The organism is Rummeliibacillus sp. JY-2-4R (genome assembly GCF_053847205.1).
The window spans coordinates 368,254-394,773 of sequence record NZ_CM132623.1 but is presented as its reverse complement, the minus strand read 5'-3'; the positions used below and the strand labels follow the sequence as shown (position 1 = coordinate 394,773).

Genomic DNA, 26,520 nt, shown 5'->3' with positions numbered 1-26,520 from the left:
CCTCCTATATGATGGAAAAATGGAGAAGATCCGATTCCAAAATCGATATCTTCTCCTACTTCTCTCTATAAAATATGTGTTTCTTATGCTTTTTGTGAGCTACCGAATTCGCGCATTTTACCAATAACTGTTGCTTTGATTGCTTCGCGAGCTGGACCTAAGAATTTACGTGGATCGTAAACTTCTTTATCGTTGTCTAAGATTTCGCGAATTACTTTTGTAGCTGCAATTTGATTTTCTGTATTAACATTGATTTTAGCAGTTCCAAGTGAAATAGAACGTTGGATGTCTTTAGTTGGAATACCAGTACCACCGTGTAATACTAATGGTAGTGCTGCTAAATTTGAGATTTCTTCCATTTCTTTGAAACCTAAGTTTGGTTCACCATGGTAAGGACCGTGAACTGAACCAAGTGCTGGTGCTAGGCAATCAATTGATGTTGCTTCAACCAATTTACGGCATTCTTCTGGATCAGCGTACATGATACCACCGATTACGCCATCCTCATTTCCGCCTACTGTACCAAGTTCTGCTTCAACTGAAACACCTTTTGCATGTGCATATTCAACAACTTTTGAAGTGATTTCAACGTTTTCTTCAAAAGGATGATGAGAAGCATCAATCATAACAGATGTGAAACCTGCATCTACAGCTTCTTTACATTTCTCAAAGCTTGAACCATGATCTAGGTGAATTGCTACTGGTACTGTTGTTTTATAACTTTCCATAAGTCCCTTAACCATATGAACAACAGAAACAAAGCCACCCATATATTTTCCAGCGCCTTCAGAAACACCAAGAATTACGGGTGATTTTTCTTCTTCAGCTGCTTGTAGAATTGCTTGAGTCCATTCAAGGTTATTGATGTTGAATTGACCAACAGCATAACCATTTTCTTTTGCGGTAATTAACATTTCTTTCATTGAAACCAAAGCCATTAGTAAATCCTCCTTTAGGATGATAGCATAGTGCTTTTATTGAATAATGACACTATCATCATAACAAAAAGAATAAGTAATGACCACCGTCTATACTTATTCTTTCAACATTTTGTTAATCGTATCTTTTACCTCAAAAATATCAAATGGCTTTGTAAAAAAGTGGCTGGCACCTAAGTCCTTAGCATCGTTAATTAAATCCAAATCACTATTACCTGTCATCATAACAACTGGTAGGTGCGCAAATGACTTTTTAATATGTTGTAAGATTTCTAAACCATTCATACCTGGGATTTTCATATCTAGTAGAACGCAATCTATTGCATTGTTATCTACATATTGAACGGCCTCTGCACCATTTTTAGCTAGTAATGTATCGTAACCTTCGTTTTTAAAAACTTCATTTAGTAGTAGTCGAATTCCTTGTTGATCATCAACGATTAATATCTTTTTCACTATACCTCTACTCCTTATTGTTCGCTCAATATATACTATTCGAGCCTTTATTGTTTTCTCCTGCATGAAGTTTAAAAATATAGCTTTTCCTGTTGGAAATAAGAATTTTGAGAGCGTCGAGTCTCCTTCTCTTCTTAGTAAAGAATTTTAATACTAATTTTCTTTTATATGAAGTGGGTTAGCTTCGCTTTCCTGCTGACGAGCGGTGAGTCTCCTTACTGCGTTGCGGGACCTCGCCAGTCTCGCTTTTTCTAGCTAAGAATCTTCACTAGTTCCACTTCAATAATATTTGAGGTATTAATCTTCACTGAAAACTTCTAGTCAAATTATAATTTTATAAAAATTTTTTCGCCAATACTTTTTCATTGCCTTTCAGATTTCCCGCGGGAGTTAGCAAAAAGACATTTTTGAATACTTAATAAGAATTAAAACGTTTGTATATCTTCATTTTAAGAAGAAATCGCCAGAACAAGGTACTAAAAAAAATTTATTCATTGTACGGATGTTGGTATCTATCATTTTTTTGCATTTGATATCATCCATCCCTATAATAAATGGCATGAGGTGAATAGAATGTTAAAGATATTAACTACTCAAATTGGTGGGTTGTTCCAACGGGTTGCTACTAATCAAGAAGAGACTATTGAAGAGACGGCTCGTTTACTTGCTCAAGCTGGTATAGGACAAGGCTACGTTTACTTTGCTTGTTTTGATGAAATGCAAGCAATCGAGATTAACGCACTACATGCAGCTGAACCGTTTTTAAAATTACGTCCATATACTGAAGATGCAAACATTACGGATGTAGATCGTGTATGTATTTTCACACGCCATGCAAATCATCCTGATGCGTTAAAATTAGCTCAAACTTTATTTGATCGGTTTATCCCATTTGCTGTTATTGCGAGTGAAAGCGAAGAAGATGCAGGGGAAATGACTAATTTAGCTTATACTTATGTTTCAATGGGTATCAAAAAAGGGTTATTGCCTAATGATTTAGGTGAACGTATTGTTTTACCGTATACGATGGTTGCATTATTTATCTATGAAGCAATAAAGATAGCATATGATGAAATGGTAACAGAATAAAGAATAAGCTTATTTCGTGTTTAATATGTAAAAAAACAGGTTCTTCGATAAAGAAGAACCTGTTTTTTAATACTGATTATTTTACTGATGCGCCAATGAATTCACGGAACAATTGTTGTGGGCGGTTTGGACGTGATTTGAATTCTGGGTGGAATTGGCATGCCACGAAGAATTTTTTCTCTGGTAGTTCGATGATTTCTACTAAGCGTTCATCTGGTGAAGTACCTGAGAATACAAGTCCTGCTGCTTCCATTGCTTCACGGTATTCGTTGTTAAATTCATAGCGGTGGCGATGGCGTTCATATACTAATTCATCGTCATAGATTTGTGCAGCACGAGTACCTTCTTTTAGTTTACATGGATATAAACCAAGACGAAGTGTACCACCAAGATCTTCTACATCGATTTGATCTGGAAGTAAGTCGATAATTGGGTATTTTGTATTTGGATCTAATTCAGTAGAATGTGCGCCTTTAAGGTCTAGTACGTTACGAGCAAATTCGATTGATGCAAGTTGCATACCTAAGCAAATACCTAGGAATGGCACATCGTTTTCGCGAGCATATTTAATCGCAAGAATTTTACCTTCTACCCCACGATCACCGAATCCACCTGGTACAAGGATACCATCTGCGTCTTCAAGTAATTCTTTTACATTTTCAGGTGTTACATGTTCTGCATTGATAGCATTGACTTCAATGTCTGTATCAAACACATAACCTGCATGTTTAAGTGCTTCTACTACTGAGATGTATGCATCTTGTAATTCTACATATTTACCAACGAGAGCGATTTTTGTTGATTTTTTAAGGTTTTTCACTTTATCAACTAATGCTTTCCAATCTTCCATATCGGCTTCTGGTGCTTGGATACCGAAATGTTCAAGAACAATATCATCTAAATCTTGAGCTTGTAAATTCAAAGGAATTTCGTATAAATGTTCAGCATCTACACATTCGATGACTTCGTGTGATTTTACGTCACAGAATAATGCCAATTTGTCTTTCATTTCTTGAGGTACTGGACGATCTGTACGTACGACAATAATATTTGGTTGAATACCTAGAGAGCGTAATTCTTTTACAGAGTGTTGTGTTGGTTTTGTTTTTAATTCGCCAGCTGCAGCGATATATGGAATTAATGTACAGTGTAAGTAAAGTACATTTTCATTTCCAAGGTCTCTCTTCATTTGGCGGATTGCTTCAAGGAATGGTAGTGATTCGATATCACCAACTGTACCACCAACTTCAGTGATTACGATATCTGCATTTGTTTCACGACCTGCACGTTGAATGCGGTCTTTAATTTCATTTGTGATATGTGGGATTACTTGTACAGTTCCGCCATTGTAATCGCCACGACGTTCTTTTTTCAAAACAGCTGAGTAGACTTTACCAGATGTTACAGTTGAATGTTTTCCTAAGTTAATATCGATAAAACGTTCATAGTGTCCAAGGTCTAAGTCTGTTTCTGCGCCGTCATCTGTTACGAATACTTCTCCGTGTTGATATGGGCTCATTGTTCCTGGGTCGATGTTGATATATGGGTCAAATTTTTGGATTGTTACTTGTAATCCTCTATTTTTAAGTAGTCGTCCAAGTGATGCTGCTGTGATACCTTTGCCGAGTGATGAAACTACGCCACCAGTAACGAAAATATATTTGGTCAATGCAAATTCCTCCTTGATGTTAGTGTTTCTAAAACACTTATAAAAAATACAAAAAACGCCCCTCCCGCAATAATTTGCAGGGGGAGCGTATTACTTATACGGTCAATCTCCTTTTAAAAGGAGCCCAAGTAAAAGAGTAATTGAAAATACTTAAGTTGTCAAGAAGCTATTATTTTTCTTTTTTGTCGTCTTCCAAGTCTTCTTCATCTGTATCTTCTTCAAGGTCGTCATCGATTTCGAATTCTTCATCGTCGATTTCAATTTCTTCATCCAAATCATCTTCGTCGATATCGTTATCAATGTCTGTACTATCGAAGTCTTCTTCTTCATCTAAGTCATCATCATCGTCATCTAAGTCATCTGAATCTACAAATTCGTCGAAATCTTCGTCAAATTCGATTTCTTCATCGTCTTCATGATCATCATCTTCAACGATTGCTGCTTTTGCTTTTTTCTTACGTACTTTAACAGTTGGTGCTGTTTCTTCTTCAACTTGTTCGATTGCATACCATTCGCGAATTCCCCAACGGTTTTCTCCTAATACTAGAAAACGGCCGTCAATATTGATGTCTGTATAGAACTGAGCAGCTGAAGCTTTCATTTCTTCTGAAGTGCGAGCTCCTAAGTCAATGATTGCTTGCATAAGTTCAGCGAATAGTAATGGTTGATGTTTTTCTTCTAAGATAGCATATGCTAATTCGATTAATGATTCTTCTGTAAGTTGTTCTTGATTTAATTCACGAAGGTTCAATTCGTGCACGTCCTTTCTTCTACATAAACATAATATCCATTATAAACAATTTTACTTTATTTTTGCCACATTCAATTCTTCTTTTTTTCAGTTCTTAACCGGAAGTACCCATAGATAAACAGGTAAATTGCAAGAAGAAGGAATGAAATAGCTCCTAATTGTTTATCGTAAATATAGTAAGTTAGTACAAATAACAATATTATTACCATGAAATGCATGACGATTTTCACTTTACCGTCACTCCTTCAATATAGTCTAATCAGTATTCTATATAAACGCGAAAAGGGGTCTAATCGTTCGACTAGACTCTTTTGTAGTCACATAAATTCGTTCAAAGCTACTATTTTTTTACTCTGTTGAATAAGCATACTCCTCAATTGCTTTTTCGTAAAGTAGGAGAAGGATAAAACTGATTGATTATAGACTAATTGAAGAAGTTACGGCTTGTTGAGCTTGATTCTAATTAGTGAGTCTCTTTGGAAGTTTAACGCATTGAAAATAATTTTAAACTAATTAATTTTAGTTAGAAGTGGAATTAGCTTCGCTTTCCTGCGGGCGAGCGGTGAGTCTCCTCACTACGTTGCGGGGCCTCACCTGTCTCGCTTTTCCCGCGGGAGTCTACGCTAATTCCACTTCAACTATATTTGTAGTACTAATATCCACTAAAAATTTTCAATCAAAAATTTTATTATAAAGTTCTTCCATTCATATTTTTTCAGTTAGCAGCAATTGAAACAGCAATTCATGATTTTTCCGCTTTCTTACATAAGCTTGGTAGCATTCTACGAGCGGTCTTCTAATTCATGAGGGCTCGTACTTACAGTGATATCCAGCTTCAGCGGCTAGACTCTCGGGGTGCACAGGATATGTGCCCGATAGCCGTTGCCGCAGGACGCGGCGTTCTTAGGCCATCTTCCTTAAATCAGTCCCTCGGTCGAAAGCTGAAAAGCCGCTTTCGATTCGGGCCTTCCAATGATTTTCGGGTCTGAACGAGCCGCTTCAGCATTTAATTACATATTCCGTCTGTACTGCCCGCCTACTTCATATAGTGCGTTGGTGATTTGGCCTAGGCTGGCTACTTTTACGGTTTCCATTAGTTCTTTGAAGAGGTTGCCGCCGACTTTTGCTGTTTCTTTTAGTTGTTGTAGTGCTATTTTGGCTTCTTCTGCGTGTTGTTGTTGGAAGTTGCGTAAGTTTTGAATTTGCGAATCTTTTTCTTCTTTTGATGCACGTGCGATTTCCATACTGTTGATGGCTTCTTCTGATGGTGGGTTTGGATTTAAATATGTGTTAACCCCAACAATCGGTAGTTCTCCTGAATGTTTTAGGTGTTCGTAGTACATAGACTCTTCTTGGATTTTACCTCGTTGGTATTGTGTTTCCATGGCACCTAATACCCCACCACGGTCATTTATACGATCAAATTCTGCAAGTACTGCGTCTTCTACGAGTTTTGTTAATTCCTCGATGATAAATGCACCTTGCAATGGGTTTTCGTTTTTGGTTAAACCATGTTCTTTTGTAATGATCATTTGAATGGCCATTGCACGACGAACTGATTCTTCCGTTGGTGTTGTAATGGCTTCGTCATATGCATTAGTATGCAACGAATTACAGTTATCATGTAGAGCCATTAATGCTTGCAGCGTTGTGCGAATATCATTGAAGTCGATTTCTTGCGCGTGTAGACTTCTTCCTGATGTTTGGATATGATATTTTAGTTTTTGACTTCGTTCATTGGCACCATATAAATCGCGCATTGTTACTGCCCAGATTCGGCGCGCTACACGACCGATGACGCTATATTCTGGATCAAGTCCATTGGAGAAGAAGAATGACAGATTCGGCGCAAAGTCATCTATATTCATACCTCGACTTAAATAGTACTCTACATACGTAAAGCCATTCGCTAATGTGAAAGCAAGTTGTGAAATAGGATTTGCTCCTGCTTCTGCGATATGATATCCAGATATTGAAACCGAATAATAATTACGAACTTTTTGATCAATAAAGTATTGTTGAATATCCCCCATCATACGTAATGCAAATTCTGTTGAGAAAATACATGTATTTTGCCCTTGATCTTCTTTTAAAATATCTGCCTGTACTGTGCCACGTACGACATTTAAGGTCTTAGCTCTTGTCTCTGTAAATTCCTCTACTGTTAAAGTCCGACCTAACTCTTTTTCGCGTAATTGTACTTGTTGATCAATAGCTGTATTCATGAACATAGCTAAAATGATTGGTGCTGGACCATTAATCGTCATGGAAACAGAGGTTGATGGTGCACAAAGATCAAAGCCAGCATACAATTTCTTCATATCATCTAATGAGCAAATGCTAACACCTGATTCACCTACTTTACCGTAGATATCCGGTCTTTCGTCTGGATCTTCACCGTACAATGTAACCGAATCAAATGCAGTAGATAAACGTTTCGCATCATCATCTTTTGATAAATAGTGGAAGCGACGGTTTGTTCGCTCAGGTGTACCTTCCCCAGCAAATTGACGTTTCGGGTCTTCACCTTGTCGTTTGAATGGGAATACACCAGCAGTGTATGGAAATGATCCAGGTACGTTTTCTGCATATACCCAGCGAAGGATCTCACCATAATCGACGAATTTAGGCAGTACGACTTTAGGGATTTTCAAACCAGTTAAACTTGTCGTTGTTAAAAGTGTGCGAATTTCTTTATCACGCACTTTCGTTACTAATTCATCTCCACTATAACTTTCTTTTAACGTTTCCCAATTTTCTAGAATTTGCTTCGATTGTGTTGATAGCTGATCTTGGATTCCATTGATTAGTTGCTGTAATGATTGCACTAGTGCATCTTCTGGTGATTTTTCTTTTACTATTTTAAGAGTTCCTTCTAGTTGGAATAGCTTTCTAGCTAACTCAACTTGTTGTTCTGATTTTTTGTGATATCCTCGTACTGTTTCAGAAATTTCACGTAAATAATAGCGTCGGTCATTTGGTATAATGACATTTTGCTTTTGCGTTTTTGCAAAAAGCTCATAAGACGTTTGCCAATCATAACCACATTTTGTATTTATAATTTGGATTAATGCAGCGAATAAAGAGTTTGTTCCTTTATCGTTAAATTGACTCGCAATTGTTCCGTAAACAGGCATTGTATCAAGATCCTGATTCCATAATTCATGGCTACGTTGATATTGTTTTTGTACTTGGCGTAATGCATCTTCTGAGCCTTTTCTTTCAAATTTATTGATTACAATTAAATCCGCAAAATCAATCATATCAATTTTCTCTAGTTGTGTTGGCGCACCAAACTCAGCAGTCATCACATACATCGAAAAGTCTGAAACACTTGTAATTGCTGCATCCCCTTGACCAATCCCGCTTGTTTCTACCATAATCAAATCAAATCCTGCTACTTTTACAATATCCAATATATCACCAAGTGCAGCTGACAATTCTGTATGCGAATTACGAGTAGCCAAACTTCGCATATACACACGATTATTGAATATAGCATTCATACGAATTCGATCTCCAAGCAGTGCCCCGCCTGTTTTTTGTTTTGTAGGATCAATTGAAACAATCGCAATCTTCTTATCTGGGAACTCATGTAAGAATCTACGAATAAGTTCATCTGTTAAAGAACTCTTCCCAGCACCACCTGTACCTGTGATTCCTAGAACAGGAGTCTTTTTAGTTAATTCTCTAGCAGTTTGTAGTAAATCATCCACTTCAGAGCTATCCCCTTCTTCTACTGCTGTAATAAGCTGTGCAAGTAGTTCAGGTCTATCTGTATTCAATTGATGTAATTTATCTACTAAATTATCGGTAACTGTTGAAAAATCGCTTTTTTCAATCATTTTATTTATCATACCTTGTAATCCAAGCAATAATCCATCTTCTGGCGAGAATAGATTTTGGACTCCATATTCTTGTAATTCCTTTATTTCTTTCGGTAAAATAACACCGCCACCACCGCCAAAGATTCCGATATGTGGTGCCCCTTTCTCATTTAAAAGGTCGTACATATATTTAAAGTATTCCATATGTCCACCTTGATAAGAAGAGATTGCAATTCCTTGTGCATCTTCTTGAATAGCAGCATTCACAACCTCCTCTACAGAACGATTATGTCCTAGATGAATCACTTCTACACCACTTGATTGTAGAATACGACGCATGATGTTAATGGATGCATCATGACCATCGAATAGGCTGGATGCAGTAACAAAACGAACGTGATGTTGTGGTTTATATACTCCCACCTTTGACATAGTAAGTCTCCCCCTTAAACATTTGAAGAATGCAACATAATAGAAAATGCAAGGGTAAAAACCCAAATCAATCGTTTGTTTGTGTTTTCTCCCTTGCATCACTAAACCTTAATAGTTAATACCATTCAATAATATTTTAGTTTGCATTTGAATATAGTCTTCTATTTTAAATTCCTTGCGCCATACCCATCTGCGGAAAGCCCATGCTTGACCTTGGATAACAATTTGATGAGCTAGTAGTTTTATTTCTTTTTTAGGTAACTGTATTTCTCCTGTTTTCAAACATTCTAATAGTAAGTTTTCAAAAAGACCTACCATTTCAATTTCTTTCGTTAGGACATATTCTAGTGCATCTTTTGGCAATGATTTTGACTCTTGGTACATAACGAGCATTTCATCTTGCATATCATCTACCAAATGATAATATTGATGAATTGCTTTGATCACCCCATCGATTGTGCCATCATGTTTATTCCTGAGTTCTAGTCTTTTTCGAACTTCTAGATAAATATTGTCACAAACGAGATAGAGTATATCTTCTTTTGTTCGAATATATTCATAGAGTGTACCTATACTGAAGCCTGCTGTTTTGGCGATTTCCCTTGTCGTTGTTCGATGAAAGCCTTTTTCTTTAAAAAGACGGACTGCAGCGTGGATTAATTCAGTTCGTCTTTTTTCTATTAAGCTTTCATCCTTAATAGATGATAGAACCTGCCTTTTTTGTTCTTTTTCCATCTATTATTTTAAAAGCATACGAGAGATTACTAGACGCTGAATCTCTTGTGTACCTTCATAAATTTGAGTAATTTTCGCATCACGCATAAAGCGTTCCACTGGATAATCTTTTGTATATCCATAACCGCCAAATACTTGAACTGCTTCAGTAGTTACTTTCATCGCCGTATCACCAGCCATCAATTTTGCCATTGCTGATTGCTTACCATACGGTAAATTATTCGACTCTAACCATGCTGCTTGATAAGTTAATAATCTTGAAGCTTCAGTAGCAGTTGCCATATCTGCTAATTTAAACGATATCCCTTGGTTAGCAGAAATAGGTTTACCGAATTGAACGCGCTCTTTTGAATAGGCAACAGCTGCATCTAATGCGCCTTGTGCAATGCCGAGAGCTTGAGCTGCAATACCATTACGACCTCCATCTAACGTTTTCATCGCAATTTTAAAGCCATCGCCTTCAGAACCAAGTAAGTTTTCTTTTGGTACACGGCAGTTATCAAAGATGATTTCTGTTGTAGGAGAAGAACGAATACCCATTTTCTTTTCTTTTTTACCTACAGAAAAGCCTTCGAATCTAGATTCTACGATAAATGCAGAAGTGCCGTTTTTAGCTTCTGGATCAGTTACAGCAAAAACAACATATATATCGGCAACACCACCGTTTGTGATGAAAATTTTAGAACCATTTAAAATATAGTGATCTCCATCCAGTTTTGCAGTTGTTCTCATTCCACCCGCATCTGAACCTGAACCTGGTTCTGTTAGACAATAAGCACCAATTTTCTTCCCTTCAGCCATTGCGCGTAAGTATTTTTGTTTTTGCTCTTCTGTACCGAATTTGTAAACCGGCCAGCCAGCAAGTGAAGTATGTGCTGATAGTGTTACTGCAGTTGAGGCGCAAACTCGTGATAATTCTTCCACTGCAATGACATACGCTAAATAATCAGAGCCGATACCACCGTACTCTTCAGGCCATGGAATTCCTGTTAAGCCCAGTTCAGCCATTTGGTCAAAAATCGCACGATCAAATGTTTCGTTTTCATCACGTTCTGCAGCAGAAGGCGCTACTTCGTTCTCTGCAAAGTCCCTTACCATTTTGCGAATCATTTCATGTTCTTCAGATAGTGTAAAATTCATCTCTTATATCCCCTTTGTTTTATATTTAGGCTATTTTTGCAATGCCTTGATCTATAAAAAACCCCTTTTATAAGCATCGTGATATTACTATTCTCTGAATTTCACTTGTTCCTTCATAGATTTCGGTTACTTTTGCATCTCGGAAGTAACGCTCTACAGGATAATCTTCTGTATACCCGTATCCTCCAAATATTTGAATTGCTTCTGTAGTGACTTCAACAGCTGTTTTCGAAGCGAATAGCTTTGCCATAGATGCTTCTTTTCGGCATGGTTTCCCGAGCGAGCGTAAATTTGCAGCTCGGTATACTAGTAATCTCGCTGCTTCAATAGAAGTTGCCATATCAGCTAGTTTGAATGAAACACCTTGATTAGCTGCTTTTGGTTTTCCAAACTGATTTCGCTCTGATGCATATTTAGTTGCTGCTTCTAATGCTGCTTCTGCAATCCCTAAGCTTTGGGCAGCAATGCCGATGCGGCCTATATCTAAATTCGCCATTGCAATCTTGAAACCGTCTCCAATTTTCCCGAGCAAATTTTGGGCTGGGACTTTCATTTGGTCGAATGTAAGCTGTACTGTACTCGAACCATGTAATCCCATTTTCTTTTCATTTTTCCCAATAATTAAACCCGGTGTACCTTTTTCAACGATAAATGCTGATATTCCTCTTGCTCCTCTGGATGGATCGGTAGAGGCAAATACGATATACACATCCGCCTCTCCTCCATTCGTAATAAAAACCTTTGAACCATTTAATTCAAAGAAATCCCCTTTTTTAATTGCTCTAGTTTTTAATGAACCTGCATCTGACCCCGATGATGGTTCTGTTAGGCAAAACGCGCCTAAATATTCTCCTGTGGCAAGCTTTGGAACATAGCGTTGCTTCTGTTCTTCCGTACCAAAATAGAGAATAGGATTTGTTCCGACCGATGTATGCACAGACAAAATCACCCCGATGACTGCGCTTACCTTAGATAATTCGTTGATTGCGATAATATAGGATGTAAAATCCATTTCAGAACCGCTATATTTTGCTGGTGCTGTTATTCCCATAAGCCCTAGCTCTCCCATTTTCGCCAGAACATCTCGTGGAAAATCCCCATTTTCCATTTGATTGATCTTAGGTGCAATAACATCCTTTGCAAAATCACGAACCATATTGCGCATCATCACTTGTTCTTCGTTGAATTGAAAATCCATTGAATCTCCCCCTTTTTGAGTATTCAATTTCATTCATATTTATCTAGATGTGTTACTCTTTGGCTATCTTCCTTGTTGCGAGCCGCCTCCGCTTTTATTTAATACACATAAAATCCTCTGCCTGTTTTCTTCCCAAGCCAGCCTGCTTTTACGTATTTTCGTAGTAGTGGGCATGGGCGGTATTTGCTGTCGCCGAATCCTTCGTGTAATGTTTCCATGATGTAGAGACATGTATCTAGTCCGATGAAATCTGCTAAAGTTAGTGGGCCCATTGGATGGTTCATGCCAAGTTTCATGACTTCATCAATCGCTTCTTTTGTTGCTACACCTTCATAAAGAGTGTAGATTGCTTCATTGATCATTGGCATCAGCACTCGATTTGCAACGAATCCAGGAAAATCATTTACTTCTACTGGTACTTTTTCTAGCTTTTTAGTTAATTCTTCGATTGTGTTATACACTTCATCTGAAGTTGCTAGACCACGAATGATTTCAACAAGTTTCATGACTGGCACAGGATTCATAAAGTGCATGCCAATTACTTGTTCTGCTCGTTTTGTTACTGCCGCAATTTCAGTGATTGGCAAAGATGATGTATTTGAAGCTAGAATGGTTCTTTGTGGTGTAATTTCGTCAAGAGTCCTAAAAATAGATTGCTTGATTTCCATATTCTCTACTGCAGCTTCAATTACTAAATCCACATCTGCAGCATCCGTAAGAGTTAAAGATTTTGTTAGTCGTTGTAGTACGGAATCTTTTTCAGCTTCTGTCATTCTTCCCTTTTCAACGTTTCTTGAAAGGTTTTTTGTGATTGTTTGAATACCTTTTGCAAATGATTCTTCACTAATGTCATTAAGTAATACTTCTAAGCCTGCTTGCGCACAAACTTGCGCAATTCCTGAACCCATTTGACCTGCTCCGATTACCATCACTTTTTGAATAGCCAAATTACATTCCCCCTTGTTTTGGTACTTCAATCATAATGGCATCCCCTTGACCGCCACCTGAGCAGATTGCTGCAATCCCAAGACCGCCACCACGACGACGTAGTTCATAGCAAAGCGTTAAAATAATTCTTGCTCCTGATGCACCAATCGGATGTCCTAAGGCAACAGCTCCACCGTTAACATTTACTTTTTCTAAATCAAGGCCTGCAATTTGACTGCTTGCAAGTGATACAACAGCAAATGCTTCATTGATTTCAAATAAATCAATATCCTCTAATGACTTCCCTGTCTTTTCTAAAATCTTGTTGATGACAAGACCTGGAGTTTGTGGAAAATCATTTGGTTCGACTCCTACTTCTGCATGACCAACAATATATGCAAGTGGAGATAGATTTTGTTCCGTTGCATATTTTTCACTAGTTACAACAAGGGCACATGCACCATCATTTACCCCAGGTGCATTTCCTGCAGTAATTGTGCCATTTGCAGTGAATGCTGATTTCAATTTTCCTAATACTTCAAGAGATGTATCCTTTCGTGGTGCTTCATCCGTTTCAATTACAAGTGGATCCCCTTTTCTTTGTGGGATGGTTACAGCAACGATTTCTTCTGCAAATTTACCTTCAGAAATTGCTGCCACTGCTTTTTGATGACTACGCAGTGCCCATTCATCTTGCGTTTCTCTTCTAATTTCAAATTTCGTTGCTGTTTCATCTCCATATGTTCCCATATGTACGTTTTTCTCATGAAAAGCACAAGAGAGACCATCATATACCATGCCATCAACTAGTTTTGCGTCTCCCATTCGCAAACCAAATCGACCTTTTGGTAAATAATACGGTGCATTCGACATAGACTCCATTCCACCAGCTACAATCACTTGTTCATCCCCTAGTCTGATCAACTGGTCTGCAAGTGTGACACTACGCATTCCTGAAGCACAAACTTTGTTGATGGTTTCTGTTTTTACATTCCATGGAATTCCTGCTTTTGTAGCTGCTTGACGAGATGGAATCTGGCCTTGCCCCGCTTGTAAAACTGTTCCCATAATGACTTCATCTACTTGCTCCGTTCCAATATTAGAACGTTTTAATGCTTCTTTTATTGCCACGCCACCTAAATCACTAGCTGAAAACTCACTAAGATTACCGCCAAATTTTCCGAAGGCTGTTCGTGCTCCATCAATAATTACCGCTTTTTGCAAGTTGGACACCCCTTTTATTGTCATTGGTTACGCTTACAAATAATAAAAACGAATCGCTTCATCACAAGCACATTTTGACTGAACGCTCGCTCAATTAAGTTTTAGAAAAAAAGAGAGGGCTTCTTGCACTCTCTTTTTTCTCTTGTAAATAATTGTATAAAAGTTTCATATTTTATGCAATACGTTATTTTTTTCTGCTTCTTATACAGTTTCTTCTACTTGTTCTTGTTTCACTTGAACATCACCACATACGGATTTCTCTAGCAATTCTGCAATATCATATGTGCCTACTTGTTCTTCTACCTCTTTAGCTTTTGTTCCATCTGACAACATCGTTAAGCAATATGGGCAACCAGAAGAAATGATTGTAGGGTTAACTGATAGCGCTTGTTCTGTTCGAGCAACATTGATACGATTTCCAACATGCTCTTCCATCCACATTAAACCGCCACCTGCACCACAGCACATTGCCCTTTCACGATTACGTTCCATTTCCACAAGTTTTACACCAGGGATAGATTTTAAAATTTCACGTGGTGCATCGTATACATTATTATATCGGCCTAAGTAACAAGAATCATGGAACGTAATGGTTTCATTGACTTCATATTGTGGTTTAAGACGCCCTTGTTGCACAAGCTCAAATAATAATTCTGTATGATGATATACTTCTCCACTCCAACCAAAATCACTATATTCATTCTTAAAGATATTGTATGCATGTGGATCGATTGTGACGATTTTCGTAATCCCCGCTTTTTCAAATTCTTTAATATTTGCTTCAGCCAGTTCTTGGAATAAAAACTCATTTCCTAAACGACGCGGAGTATCACCGGAGTTCTTTTCTTTGTTACCTAAAATGGCAAACCTAACGCCCGCTTCGTTCATCAGATGAGCGAATGATAGAGCAATTTTTTGTGAGCGATTATCAAATGAACCCATTGCCCCTACCCAGAATAGATACTCAATTTCTTCCCCTGCTTTTGAAGCTTCTTTTACAGTTGGAATGTGTACATCCGGACGAGCATCTCTCCAGTTTTCCTTTTCTTTACGATTGATGCCCCAAGGATTTCCTTGACGTTCGATGTTTGTCATCGCGCGTTGTGCATCTGGGTTTACGCGTCCTTCTGTCATCGTTAAATAACGGCGAAGGTCGATGATTTTATCTACGTGTTCATTCATAACAGGACATTGGTCTTCACAGTTACGGCAAGTTGTACAAGCCCAAATTTCCTCTTCTGTAATGACATCTCCTATTAGTGATGGACTGTAAACATCCTCGATTGTTGCAGCTTCTGCACCTGCAGCGATAGCAAGCTGATTTCCTTGTGTATTTTTGAACATCATTTTCGGTACCCATGGTTGTTGATGTGTTTGTACAGCACCTGTAAATGTTAAATGATCACGAAGTTTTGTAATTAGATCCATTGGTGACAGCATTTTGCCTGTCCCACTTGCAGGACACATATTGGTACAGCGACCACATTCCACACATGAATAAAGGTCAATCAATTGTAATTGAGTAAAATCTTCTATTTTCCCAACCCCAAATGACGGCATTTCCTCGCTTGCATCCTCATCTTCACTTTCTAATGCTTCAAAATCAATTGGTGTTAATTTACCAACTGGTGTTAAACGGTTAAAGTACACATTTGCAGGTCCTGCGATTAAATGTGCATGCTTAGATTGTGGTACATACACTAAGAATGTTAATAAGATGACTAGATGAATCCACCACATGATAAAGAACACAGTTATCGCTGCAACTGGTGGTAAGAATCCGAATATTGCGGCAATTGCAGATGCAACTGGTTCTGACCAAGTAGCCTCTTCACCATGCCAAATCATGCCCATCCCATTTCCTACAAGTACAGAAACCATTAAGCCCCCGATAAAGATCAATACAAGCCCTGATTTTAAGCCACGTTTTAATCGAACTAGCTTTTCAATATAACGTCGATAAAACGCCCAAACAACCGCAACTAAAATAACTAGAGTCACTATTTCTTGGAAAAATGTAAAGTATGGATATACTGGTCCAAAAGGTAAATGTGACCCGGGATTTAATCCTTTCCAGATAAAATCGATGGCACCAAATTGTACTAATATGAATCCATAGAAGAACATGACATGGATCGCGCCGCTCTTTTTATCTTTTAATAATTTCTTTTGCCCAAAAACATAAACCCAAATTTTGTTCAATCTCGCTTTTACATCGTTATCAAATTCAACTTTTTTCCCCATTTTGATGAATTGATAGCGAGTTTTAATTAGGTACGTAAATAGTGCTAAACCATAAGCGACTACAGCTAAAAATAAAATCCAGTTAATGTATAATAGTGGATTCATTCCTCTTCCCCCCTAGCTTTAGACTGGTCAGACATTTCCAACAATTATAAAACGCTTTCAAAATTGGTTGTTTTATATATTGTAAAATATGAATGAGCGTTCAGTCAATCTAATTCTAAAAATAATATATGATAGTTTCTCTTAAAATATTAATATTTCTCTATTAAATCGTATTCTCTAAGTTTTTTAAATATTCTATCATATTTAATTGGAATTTTCTATGTTATTTATAAATATTTAGAAGTTAGAAGAAAACGAACTTTAGCAAGCTTACCGAGTAATAGAGAATAGAAAAACACCGTCATAATATATAGACGATGTTTTAAGTGAATAGACGATCTTAATACTGATTTTTTAATTCAACTAATAATTGTTCTTTCTTTTTATTTCTCTTTTCTTCATACATCTGGTTATCTGCCTCAATAAATAACTCCATCATTTTTGAGAGTGATGAGGAACTATATGCATAGCCCTTTGAGACCTTGATATGAAAAGATGGATTACTGCTATTGTATAAGTCTATATCATTTTGAATATTAGCCATAAACAGTTCAATCTTTGGTAGATTTGTATCATTTAATATGATTGCAAATTCATCTCCACCAATTCTTGCAACAGTTTTATTTTTGCTAGTGATGCTATTTAATAACTTAGCTGTTTCTTTTATTAATGTGTCTCCCATTTTATGTCCAAAGTGATCATTTACAAATTTAAGCTCATCTAAATCACAGATAACGATGGCAATTGGCGTGTCACATTCCCTATCGAAATATTCAAACTTTGATTCGAAGTATTCACGATTATAAATGTTTGTTAAAGCATCATGAGAAACTTTATACTCCAGCTTTTTCTGCAACTCTACTTTTTCATTTATATTTCTATGTATCCCTAAAACTGCCACTATTTCACCATTCTCATAGACCGGTGTTGCGTATTCTTCAAACCATATATATTCCCCGCTTTGGTTTTTCAATCTTTGAATAATGGGTTTATCATAATCTAATTGACCTGTTACTTTCTTTTCTAGCGTCTCATAATCATCAGGATGAACAATTTCAAACACTTTATCGGGACACTCTAAATGTTCCTTTAATGAGTTTGGTCCAAGTATATGATCAATCACAGGACTTAAATAACGATATTTAAATTTGGGTTTTATATCGCAAAAATAAAGTATATCTTTTGAGTTCTCTACAACTTGAATCATCGGGGTTAATTGATTGATTTGTTGCTGTAATTTTATCCGTTCTGAGTTTAAACGTAGACATGCAATAATCAGTCCTATTATAAGTAATATAGCTACTATCCACATAAAAAAATCCTTTCTTCTTACGAATAGATGACAAAGAATTTAACTTTACTTAAATTCTAGCGTCCTTTGATTTCAATATATTACATCTTACATTCCCATTTTACCAAAAAATGCAATATATGAATAATCAAACAGTATTTTTTTCATACATGGATAGTGGTATATATTTACTATAAAAATGTTAACTATTTATAAAAAATGAAAAATAACTATTTTGGACTTAAACGATTTTGTATCGAGACTATTAATAATTTTTTGTTGGCACTACTTTTTTATAATGTATTTAAATCAAGCGGTATTAATAATTCGCCGAAGATTTGCTTTGCTTCTTGAATTTTGTCTTGATGGATGCCTAGTAATACAACAGTTGACGGGCCTGCTGATGTATGGATATCCCATTTACAGTTACATACTGTATGACCCAAAAGTTCTTGAAGCTCTTTTGCGATTCCTTTTGATCCTACTGGCCATATACGTTCAACAATGCTTTGTTGCATCGCCACATAAATAGATTTCATGTTTGCTATTTTCTCTGGTTCTTCTATAAGTTGCTCGCCTACTAGGGGCTTGCCATATGTAAACCAATTTAAGCTACCTTTTGATGAGATTCTTTTGGTTGGTTCACCAATCATCGTAACAGCTAGTCCTGATTGTAATGTTTGCATATTGGATTCTGTGCTTCCTGTGATTTTAGGTAGCGCAATACCGATTTCACCAAATAGTCGACGGATGCCATTTACGTAGCGTCCCCATGCATCTTCTCCACTAAAATTATGAATAATCACTGCTTCAGGTTGAGCCATTGCTGCCCATTGTTCGAGTAATGTAACTCGAGCCGAAAAATAGCTTGTAATATCATCAGGCACTTTTACTACATCCTGTTCTTTTTGTCCAATAGCACCTGAGTTATCAGTAGTAACGATAAAACCATTCGTCAATTGCAGCGCATTTCTCATTGATTAATGTGCCTCTTTTCTTGCAAACGCTTTTGACAATATTGGTATACAAACAGCTACAATTGCTATATTCACCAATGTTGCAATGAAAATTTCTGGTGTTATAGTAAAGAACACTTCCGGCGAAATTAACCAGTAGAATGGCAATGGTGATAAAAGGCCATTGGTAATTATTGCAAAAATCCATTTCAATATTGGATGATTTTTTTGGTGTAATATCGCAAATCCCCATACTACAAGAAACATTTCGATTGCGATTATTATATGAAAAGGCCCCATTGGGAAACCACCTATATATGCTGAAACAAGATGTCCAATTGCTGCAGCTAATCCTGCTGCGGGGGCTGGTAGAAAAACAGCTCCTAAAAATGCCGGAGCTGAATCAAGAGCTGCTGAGCTAATCCCTACTGGAATTTTAATCATAGCTCCTACTGCACATAATGCGGATATCATCGCTGTTAATGTAATTATTCGTAACTTCATTTTCATCTAGTCCTTTGTTTGGTCTTTTCGGCCGCCATTTCTAAATACTTTTGCGCTTCTGATGTATTCAACATCTGCAACATTTACTCGAGAGTTGGCAACACGTGCTGCTGCAAATAAATAATCTGATAGACGATTTAAATAGCGTTGTACAACTGGAGAGACGTCTCCTTCTTTTGCATTTTTCATTAATGTTACTGTTTGGCGTTCTGCTCTTCTTGCAACGGTGCGAGCAATGTGCAATGTTGCTGCTGCAGGTGATCCTCCAGGTAAGATAAATCTCTCAAGTAGTGGTGGTTCATCCATTAAAATATCAATACGTTTTTCCATTTCTTCAATTGGTGCATCGGTCATTTTATAGTGACGTTCTTTCATGACATTTGCAAGATCGCCACCGCAGTCAAATAATTCATTTTGGATATTTTCTAAGTCTTGTAGGATATCTTGGAATTTTCCTTGGTCTAGTTCTGTCATGGCTTTTCCGATGAATGAGTTTAGTTCATCGATTGTGCCATATGCTTCTACTCGTAGGTCGTCTTTGTCTACTCTCCCACCGATAATACTTGTTTTGCCTTTGTCGCCTGTTCTTGTGTATAGATTCATTTTTTCATCCTTCTCTCTCTTGATTTGTAATGTATATTAAATTCTTTTAAATCCGTTAATAGGGTACTTAATAACTAATTATCAATTTTACATTATTTGAAGTGGAATTAGCTTTCCTGTCTTAGCTAGACTAGCGAAGCGTCTTCCCCTTCACAATGCTTGAGAGCACTGAAAACAAATTTAATTCTAATTGGGTTTAGTTTGAAGTGGAATCGGCTTCGCTTTCCTGCGGGCGAGCGGTGTGTCTCCAAAAACCCGTGCTCCTGCATCGCTTCGCTAGCTTCGTCGCAAAAAATTCTTTTTGCAGGCAAAAAGAATTTTCGCTACGTGCGGGGCCTTACCTGTCTCTTTTTTCCTAGCTAGGAGTCTTCGCCGATTCCACTTCTACAAATTAGATGTACTAATCTCCATCAAAAGTTGCCAGTCAAAATTTTAATGAAAATATTCTCACTCTACTCTTTTAATATCCCTCTTAATTAAGCATGATTCTCTCTGAATTCACTATTAAGTCTCGAATACTAATCTCTAACACACTAAATTGGAATTTAAAAAATATCCAAATAAAAAAGTAATAAACCGTAGATGTAAAATCTGTAAAAGGGATAATACATAAACTAGCAATTTCAAATCTTACTTATTAATATCCTTAAACAATCACTTTAGCCTCTCCGCTATCCCATACCAAATCTTTGTTACGTGTTCACTAACTTCAAACAGCTGTTGGTAGAGTCTTCCGGATGTGTCTCTTAGTTGTCGGTCTTTTGGGTCGATTGGGACGATGCCTCTTCCCATTTCGGTTGCTATGACAATTAGTTGATGGTTTTCATCTATTGTTTTGAGGTGTTCTGTGATTTCGGTTGCGAGTGTGATTTCATCTTTTTCTAGATCTTTTTTGATTACATTTTCTAGTCCTGAGACAACGATTGTTTTGCTTGATGGGTTTTTAGGAAGTTGCCCTATGAACCATTCCACATCATAAAACTCTTTTTCTTGTAGCCACTTTTTTACATATTCATGTTTTCCGTTATGGGAACCACCGATAAAGATGTGCATCGTTTTCCCTCCTCGAAATCTTTTCTTGTCGACCATTGAAGTTTATATACTTCATCATGTGTCACATGCCAATCCCAGAATTCAGTAGGCTTTGGTGCAAGTTTTACAAGTAATGTTCGAATTGTTCCTCCATGTAATATGAGTGGATATTTCTTGCATCCTTTAGATAAATGTTTGAAAGCTTTCATACAACGTTTTGTTACTTCTTGTAATGTTTCTCCTGCTGGTGGTGCAAAGACTAATGGGTCATCAATCCACAACCGATAGTCTTTTATATCTTTCAACTCTTCATAGGTTTTTCCTTCAAACTCTCCAAAATTACTTTCACGAAAACCACTATCTCCTATATATTTAGCATTTGGAAAATAGCTTCTAGCTGTTTGTTTGCAACGTATTAAATCACTTCCGAAAACAGTGCTACATGTGTTATCAAGAATGGGTAACACTTGATTAGGCAAGATTTCTTCATCTGTCCAGCCAAGATACCGTCTTTCCAAATTACTTTTTGTCCTTGCGTGGCGTATTAAGTAAACAGTAACAGCGTAATCCATAATAGCGCCTCCATACCTTCTATAAATGCTCCGAGTAAATCCCCAGAACTACCATGGAAATTTCGAATAGTCCACCATTTATAGCACCATGCCACTATCACCACTACAAGAAGGATAACAATTGGCACAAGCCAAACACCACTTAACCAAACCAACAGTGCAGTCCCAACAATTGTCGAGAATATCAAGCCCACAAGCCATGATGATGTATGTAAATGCTGTTTAAAGAAATACCCTAACCCTTTTTCCTTAGAACTTTTTGTTTGAACGAAATAAATAGACATGCCAAGCCTTGCATAAAACGGTACAGCCATAAGCCAAACCCAATTCAAGTTATGCTTTCCCACTAATTCAGATAAGAAAAATATCTTCGTTAAGACCAGGAAGAGTAATGATATCGCTCCAAAAGCTCCAATTCTTGGATCATCTAAAATTTCCTGACGCTTTTCTATATTACGATATGAAAAATAAGCATCTCCCATATCTACAAAACCGTCTAAATGTAATCCACCTGTCCAAATTACGTAACCGAATACTAATATAAATCCAATTAGCAATGAGCTTATATCGGTATATGTTTGAAGTATATAAAATATGGCAGCCATCACAATCCCTATGATCATTCCAAGCCATGGTAGGAAAGAAAACATAGCGGTAACCGTTTTTTTAGTTAAAGGTAATTCTTTTTGAATCGGTACTATGGTAAAAAATTGAAAAGCCAATAGTATGCCACTCATCATGGTTTTCATAAACCCATCTCCCTCATTACTTCCATTGATGAACAAAGCCATATTCAATTTCAATAGCTTGGGTAGCAACATGCACAAACCATTGATGAAGTTTTCCTAAGTATTGCTGATAAAGCTTAACGTCCTCCATTGTAGATAGCGGTTCATCGAGCACTTCATTTGAAACAATGACAATAGGAATTCGACTTTTTTGCAATTGTAAAATGGTATTTTTCATATCAATTATTCGTTTGTTTAGCTTTTCAGGTTGTTGCCAATGACAAAGACCCGTTTCATAGCCTTCATAAAATTCGTTCGTCAGCCATGTAGTGACGCAATCCCAAAGCAACACATCTCCAGGTTGTATGTTTTTTACTATACGACTTATTTCGGTCGGCTGTTCAAGCGTTACCCAATTGAGATGCTGACTATCGCGGTCTAGTTTATGCCTTGTTATCCGTCTTCTCATTTCATCGTCAAATGCTACTCCTGTTGCTAGATAAACAAGTCGCTTCGCATGATATTGGTCTGCTAACTGTTTTACTTGTTTTTCCGCATAGGCACTCTTGCCACTTCGAACACCACCTGTTATAAAGAGGAGTTCTGCTCTAGCCATTTGCTCATCTCCTCTTGCAACGCCTTCATCGCAACCTCTTGTTTCATCCCTACTCTAAACCACTCACCATTCATCGCTCTAAAGTTTTCTGTATGACGAAGAACAAATCCCCTTTCAAGCATCGCCATAAAGAATCTCTTTGACTGTTCTTTTAAAGGTAATTGAAAGCTTACATAATTCGTTTTGCTATCTGTTGTTTTACAGCCTTGTTGTTGTAAAAAGTGTATAAATTGTTCTCTTGTTTTCTTTGCCGATTCAATTGCACTCACACGATATTCTTGCTCTTCTAAACACCAAGCGCCAATCTCTATAGCTATTCCATTAATATGCCAATGGGATGTCCTGCTTTGTAAATCTTCTACAATGTTGGGGGATGCAATTAGATACCCTAGGCGAACACCTGCAATGGCATACATTTTCGTCATAGATCGCACCACCATCACATGTGGATTGTCAGCTAAGTAAGGAATCATTGAGACCCCTTCATCAATCCAATCGATAAATGCTTCATCCAATACGATATGGCAATTGGCCTTTTTTCCTTCTGCAATTAGCAAAAGTAATTGTTCTTTGGGAGGGAGTACTCCTGTTGGATTATTTGGCGTACACAGATATAGAATATCTGCTTGTCTCATCTCTTCTATGATTCGATTGATTGGAAGCCTCCATGTGATGATATCCTCCACTTCTAAATGGATCATTTCAACATGATTTGCAGTTAACGTTGCTTCATATTCCGAAAATGTCGGATGAATAATGATTGCTTTCTTTTTTTGAAACATCGATGCAAGTAATGAAAAGATTTCAGCTGCTCCATTACCAAGTAATACTTGATTAACTGGAACATCATGATATTTTGCTACTGCCGATAGAAAAGGCTCTCCCTTTGGGTCTGGATATTTTGCCACTCGCTTCAATAATGCTTTCCAATTTTGCTCTATACATGTTGGCGGCCCAGCTGGATTCACATTTTCACTAAAATCGATGACTTCCAGTGGTTGCTTGATTGCTAGTTGGTCATATAAACGATGCGGATTCGCACCATGACTAGGTAAAGACAATGAAAACCCCTCCTAAGATGACACCGCATAACCAAAACAAAATAGTGACGGTATGCATTTGTCGAATGGCTAATTTAATATGTCTTGGTGCAAGCTCTGTTTCAGGTTCCCCCATCTTAGCTCGTTTGGAAATCACACCTTCATAACAATTTGTACCGCCCAATTGAATGCCAAGCTGATAAGCTGTTGCGGCTTCCAAAAATCCGCTGTTTGGGCTTGGATGTTTTTTAGCATCTCTTAACCAACTTTTGTAGCGGTAAGAAAAGGTATGTGTTGTTTCTTTTTTCGTTCCAATCAGCATAAGAAATCCTGTGATTCTACTTGGTATGTAATTAAATACATCATCTGTATGTGCTGCGACAAATCCGAATTCACCATATTTTTCATTCTTATAAGCTACCATTGAATCGAGTGTATTTACTGCTTTATACATCCAAATCCCTGTCGCTCCAAAAAGAAATGCCCAAAATAATGGTGCGGTGATACCATCACTTGTATTTTCGGAAACAGTTTCAACTACACCTCTTGTGATTTCTGGGACAGATAAATTTTCCGTATCTCGCCCTACAATCCACGAAAGCTTCACTCTTGCTTCTTGTAAATCCTCTTCTATTAGCGGATTATAGACATCCATCGCTGCACTACTTAGGCTCTTTTGTGCTAAAGCAATTGCAATCATTATTCCTTCGACTAAGATTCCAAAAACAGTTCCAATTTTAAATGCAACAAATACAATGAAATAGGATAGCGCTGTTGTTATACCGACCACTAAAATAACGAGCAACAGTCCCTTTACTTTTCTGTATCTTCCTTTGTTTAAACGTTTTGTAAGCCATTGAATTAGATTGCCAATCCACATGACTGGATGAGGTAATTTAGGTGGATCCCCAATCAGACGGTCAAGAATGACACCAAGTGTACAAGCGATTACATGTGCTAACATATTAAGCCATCCCTTTCGCCCGCTTGTAGTCTTGTAACGCTTTTCGAGTTGTTTCAAAAACGCCGCGACCAATGAGTTTACCGATTCCTGTAACCGTTCCTGCATATTCAAAGAATGGTTCCTTTTGAGTAGCGGCAACAAGTACGCTATCTGTTGAAGTCCCTGTCGCTATCGTATTTGAAATATCATCTTTGATGTTCTCTACCGTAAGAGCCTTGGTTTTGGCTTCTGTAGCCGTGATCATCGCTTGCATAAAAGCCTCATCTGTTAAAGTTCCATTGACAAACACCCATGTATTAATCGTTCCAATATGAGGCAATTCTTGACGTTCATATGCTTTTGATACATCCACTGCATTCCCTACTCCTGCTGTGACTGCTACTACAATACTTCCAACTGATGACGAATACTCACGAACTACCACATGTTTTGCTGCTACCGCTGTCATCATAGCTACTGTATTTGTTGGAGAAAACCCGTGTCTCTCTAAATAATCTTCTAGCTCTTCATGTGCGTTATCTATCATATACGTTATTTCTACCGTTCGATTGATAAATGTTTGGAACCATCCAAAACCAGCATTGTGAACAGCAGAAGAGACAGTTTTTAATGGGAATGTTGTCTGCAGCTCTACATACTCATCCCGAATTTGAATTTGTTCTGCTGTAATCGTATTTATCTTTTGAGCATTCTCTTGAAGCTCCGGTATTAACGTAATTTGTGGCTTTGGATAAATTGGATGAGGATATCTTGAAACCTTTGTTTGATACACATCCAATACATGTTGTTCCTTTAAAACTTCATGTGGCTCACCCATTGAATGGATTTGCCCATCTTCTAGTAATATTAGCTGGTCACAATAAATCGAAGCTAAATTCATATCATGGAAAATTGAAACAACAGTCAAACCATTATGTACAACTTCATATCGAATCATATCCATCAATTTTCTTTGATGCTCAATGTCTAAATGATTTGTTGGCTCATCTAATAGCAATAGATTTGCTCTTTGTGCTAATGCTTGAGCTACAAAGGTTCTCTGCTGTTCCCCCCCAGAGAGAAATTCTATTTGTTGATTTTCATATTGTATAATGCCCGTTTGTTTCATAGCGGTTGTCACTGCTACTTCATCTTCATCTGACCATGTGGAAAACCAACTATTTTGATGTGGATAACGGCCAATTGAAACCGTTTCGCGAACAGTATGAGAAAAACTTTGAGCATTTAATTGTGGCAAAACAGCCATAGTACGTGCTAACTCTTTGGAGGAATAATCCTCTAAATTTTTGTCATTAATCTTAATAGAACCAGCTGAAGCCTTTAAAATGCCACTAATTACTTTTATTAATGTGGATTTACCGCTTCCATTTGGTCCTAGAATTCCAACGAATTTTCCTTTTTCAATCGTAAAGGTAACATCTTTCACGATTGGCTTTTTCGGATCATAACCACCACTAAGTTGTTTAATAGTAAGCATTC

The 26,520-nt window shown here is 37.3% G+C and carries 23 protein-coding genes; 1 reads left to right on the top strand and 22 read right to left on the bottom strand.

All coding sequences use genetic code 11. The annotated features are described in order from the left end of the window. Positions 1-83 precede the first annotated feature (83 nt). Together ACWV26_RS01945 and ACWV26_RS01940 are read right to left on the bottom strand one after the other, a co-directional pair. Positions 84-938: a class II fructose-bisphosphate aldolase gene (locus ACWV26_RS01945; protein ID WP_455896695.1), complete on the bottom strand. Its 855-nt coding sequence runs from the start codon at positions 936-938 to the stop codon at positions 84-86. 96 nt (positions 939-1,034) lie between these two features. Continuing rightward, positions 1,035-1,394 (bottom strand): response regulator, encoded by a 360-nt coding sequence (locus ACWV26_RS01940; RefSeq protein ID WP_455896694.1) that lies wholly within the window; start codon positions 1,392-1,394, stop codon positions 1,035-1,037. Between the two features lie 573 nt (positions 1,395-1,967). Between ACWV26_RS01940 and ACWV26_RS01935 the strand changes: the two genes are divergently transcribed. After that, complete coding sequence (locus tag ACWV26_RS01935; RefSeq protein ID WP_455896693.1) at positions 1,968-2,483, top strand: DUF2529 family protein; 516 nt, start codon at positions 1,968-1,970, stop codon at positions 2,481-2,483. A gap of 76 nt (positions 2,484-2,559) precedes the next feature. On the opposite strand, the gene ACWV26_RS01930 is transcribed toward ACWV26_RS01935, so the two are convergent. The 20 genes from ACWV26_RS01930 to ACWV26_RS01835 all read right to left on the bottom strand — a co-directional run bounded on the left by ACWV26_RS01930 (position 2,560) and on the right by ACWV26_RS01835 (position 26,518). Continuing rightward, on the bottom strand, positions 2,560-4,152 hold the full coding sequence (locus ACWV26_RS01930) for a CTP synthase (RefSeq protein WP_455896692.1): 1,593 nt from the start codon (positions 4,150-4,152) through the stop codon (positions 2,560-2,562). A gap of 169 nt (positions 4,153-4,321) precedes the next feature. Further along, positions 4,322-4,912, bottom strand: a complete 591-nt coding sequence (rpoE, locus tag ACWV26_RS01925) for a DNA-directed RNA polymerase subunit delta (protein WP_455896691.1) — start codon at positions 4,910-4,912, stop codon at positions 4,322-4,324. A gap of 1,001 nt (positions 4,913-5,913) precedes the next feature. After that, a complete protein-coding gene (gene icmF / locus ACWV26_RS01920; protein WP_455896690.1) occupies positions 5,914-9,162 on the bottom strand; it encodes a fused isobutyryl-CoA mutase/GTPase IcmF in 3,249 nt (1,082 codons plus the stop codon). A 108-nt stretch (positions 9,163-9,270) separates the two neighbouring features. Continuing rightward, a complete protein-coding gene (locus ACWV26_RS01915; RefSeq protein ID WP_455896689.1) occupies positions 9,271-9,897 on the bottom strand; it encodes a TetR/AcrR family transcriptional regulator in 627 nt (208 codons plus the stop codon). A 3-nt stretch (positions 9,898-9,900) separates the two neighbouring features. Then, positions 9,901-11,037: an acyl-CoA dehydrogenase gene (locus ACWV26_RS01910; protein ID WP_455896688.1), complete on the bottom strand. Its 1,137-nt coding sequence runs from the start codon at positions 11,035-11,037 to the stop codon at positions 9,901-9,903. Positions 11,038-11,104: 67 nt separating this feature from the next. Beyond that, the gene (locus ACWV26_RS01905; protein WP_455896687.1) at positions 11,105-12,235 is read right to left on the bottom strand and encodes an acyl-CoA dehydrogenase; all 1,131 of its coding nucleotides are present in this window, start codon (positions 12,233-12,235) and stop codon (positions 11,105-11,107) included. A gap of 98 nt (positions 12,236-12,333) precedes the next feature. Next, on the bottom strand, positions 12,334-13,182 hold the full coding sequence (locus tag ACWV26_RS01900) for a 3-hydroxybutyryl-CoA dehydrogenase (protein WP_455896686.1): 849 nt from the start codon (positions 13,180-13,182) through the stop codon (positions 12,334-12,336). A gap of 1 nt (position 13,183) precedes the next feature. After that, positions 13,184-14,386, bottom strand: a complete 1,203-nt coding sequence (locus ACWV26_RS01895; protein ID WP_455896685.1) for an acetyl-CoA C-acetyltransferase — start codon at positions 14,384-14,386, stop codon at positions 13,184-13,186. Between the two features lie 201 nt (positions 14,387-14,587). After that, positions 14,588-16,735, bottom strand: coding sequence for a (Fe-S)-binding protein (locus ACWV26_RS01890; protein ID WP_455896684.1), 2,148 nt, complete (start codon positions 16,733-16,735; stop codon positions 14,588-14,590). 340 nt (positions 16,736-17,075) lie between these two features. Then, on the bottom strand, positions 17,076-18,047 hold the full coding sequence (locus tag ACWV26_RS01885; protein ID WP_455896683.1) for a diguanylate cyclase domain-containing protein: 972 nt from the start codon (positions 18,045-18,047) through the stop codon (positions 17,076-17,078). A gap of 272 nt (positions 18,048-18,319) precedes the next feature. Next, positions 18,320-19,003, bottom strand: coding sequence for an alpha-ribazole-5-phosphate synthase (locus tag ACWV26_RS01880; protein WP_455896682.1), 684 nt, complete (start codon positions 19,001-19,003; stop codon positions 18,320-18,322). Between the two features lie 3 nt (positions 19,004-19,006). After that, complete coding sequence (locus ACWV26_RS01875) at positions 19,007-19,486, bottom strand: ECF transporter S component (protein ID WP_455896681.1); 480 nt, start codon at positions 19,484-19,486, stop codon at positions 19,007-19,009. 6 nt (positions 19,487-19,492) lie between these two features. Then, on the bottom strand, positions 19,493-20,089 hold the full coding sequence (locus tag ACWV26_RS01870; protein ID WP_455896680.1) for a cob(I)yrinic acid a,c-diamide adenosyltransferase: 597 nt from the start codon (positions 20,087-20,089) through the stop codon (positions 19,493-19,495). Positions 20,090-20,743: 654 nt separating this feature from the next. Continuing rightward, a complete protein-coding gene (locus tag ACWV26_RS01865) occupies positions 20,744-21,142 on the bottom strand; it encodes a bifunctional adenosylcobinamide kinase/adenosylcobinamide-phosphate guanylyltransferase (protein WP_455896679.1) in 399 nt (132 codons plus the stop codon). Further along, entirely contained in the window at positions 21,094-21,693 is a 600-nt protein-coding gene (locus ACWV26_RS01860) for a histidine phosphatase family protein (RefSeq protein ID WP_455896678.1), read from the bottom strand. The genes ACWV26_RS01865 and ACWV26_RS01860 overlap by 49 nt, the downstream gene beginning before the upstream one ends. Further along, on the bottom strand, positions 21,666-22,442 hold the full coding sequence (cobS, locus tag ACWV26_RS01855; protein ID WP_455896677.1) for an adenosylcobinamide-GDP ribazoletransferase: 777 nt from the start codon (positions 22,440-22,442) through the stop codon (positions 21,666-21,668). The genes ACWV26_RS01860 and cobS overlap by 28 nt, the downstream gene beginning before the upstream one ends. A 16-nt stretch (positions 22,443-22,458) precedes the next feature. After that, on the bottom strand, positions 22,459-23,037 hold the full coding sequence (locus ACWV26_RS01850) for a bifunctional adenosylcobinamide kinase/adenosylcobinamide-phosphate guanylyltransferase (protein ID WP_455896676.1): 579 nt from the start codon (positions 23,035-23,037) through the stop codon (positions 22,459-22,461). After that, positions 23,010-24,098: a pyridoxal phosphate-dependent aminotransferase gene (locus ACWV26_RS01845; protein WP_455896675.1), complete on the bottom strand. Its 1,089-nt coding sequence runs from the start codon at positions 24,096-24,098 to the stop codon at positions 23,010-23,012. The genes ACWV26_RS01850 and ACWV26_RS01845 overlap by 28 nt, the downstream gene beginning before the upstream one ends. Further along, the gene (cbiB, locus tag ACWV26_RS01840) at positions 24,085-25,041 is read right to left on the bottom strand and encodes an adenosylcobinamide-phosphate synthase CbiB (protein WP_455896674.1); all 957 of its coding nucleotides are present in this window, start codon (positions 25,039-25,041) and stop codon (positions 24,085-24,087) included. The genes ACWV26_RS01845 and cbiB overlap by 14 nt, the downstream gene beginning before the upstream one ends. A gap of 1 nt (position 25,042) precedes the next feature. Continuing rightward, the gene (locus tag ACWV26_RS01835) at positions 25,043-26,518 is read right to left on the bottom strand and encodes an adenosylcobinamide amidohydrolase (RefSeq protein WP_455896673.1); all 1,476 of its coding nucleotides are present in this window, start codon (positions 26,516-26,518) and stop codon (positions 25,043-25,045) included. Positions 26,519-26,520 lie beyond the last annotated feature (2 nt).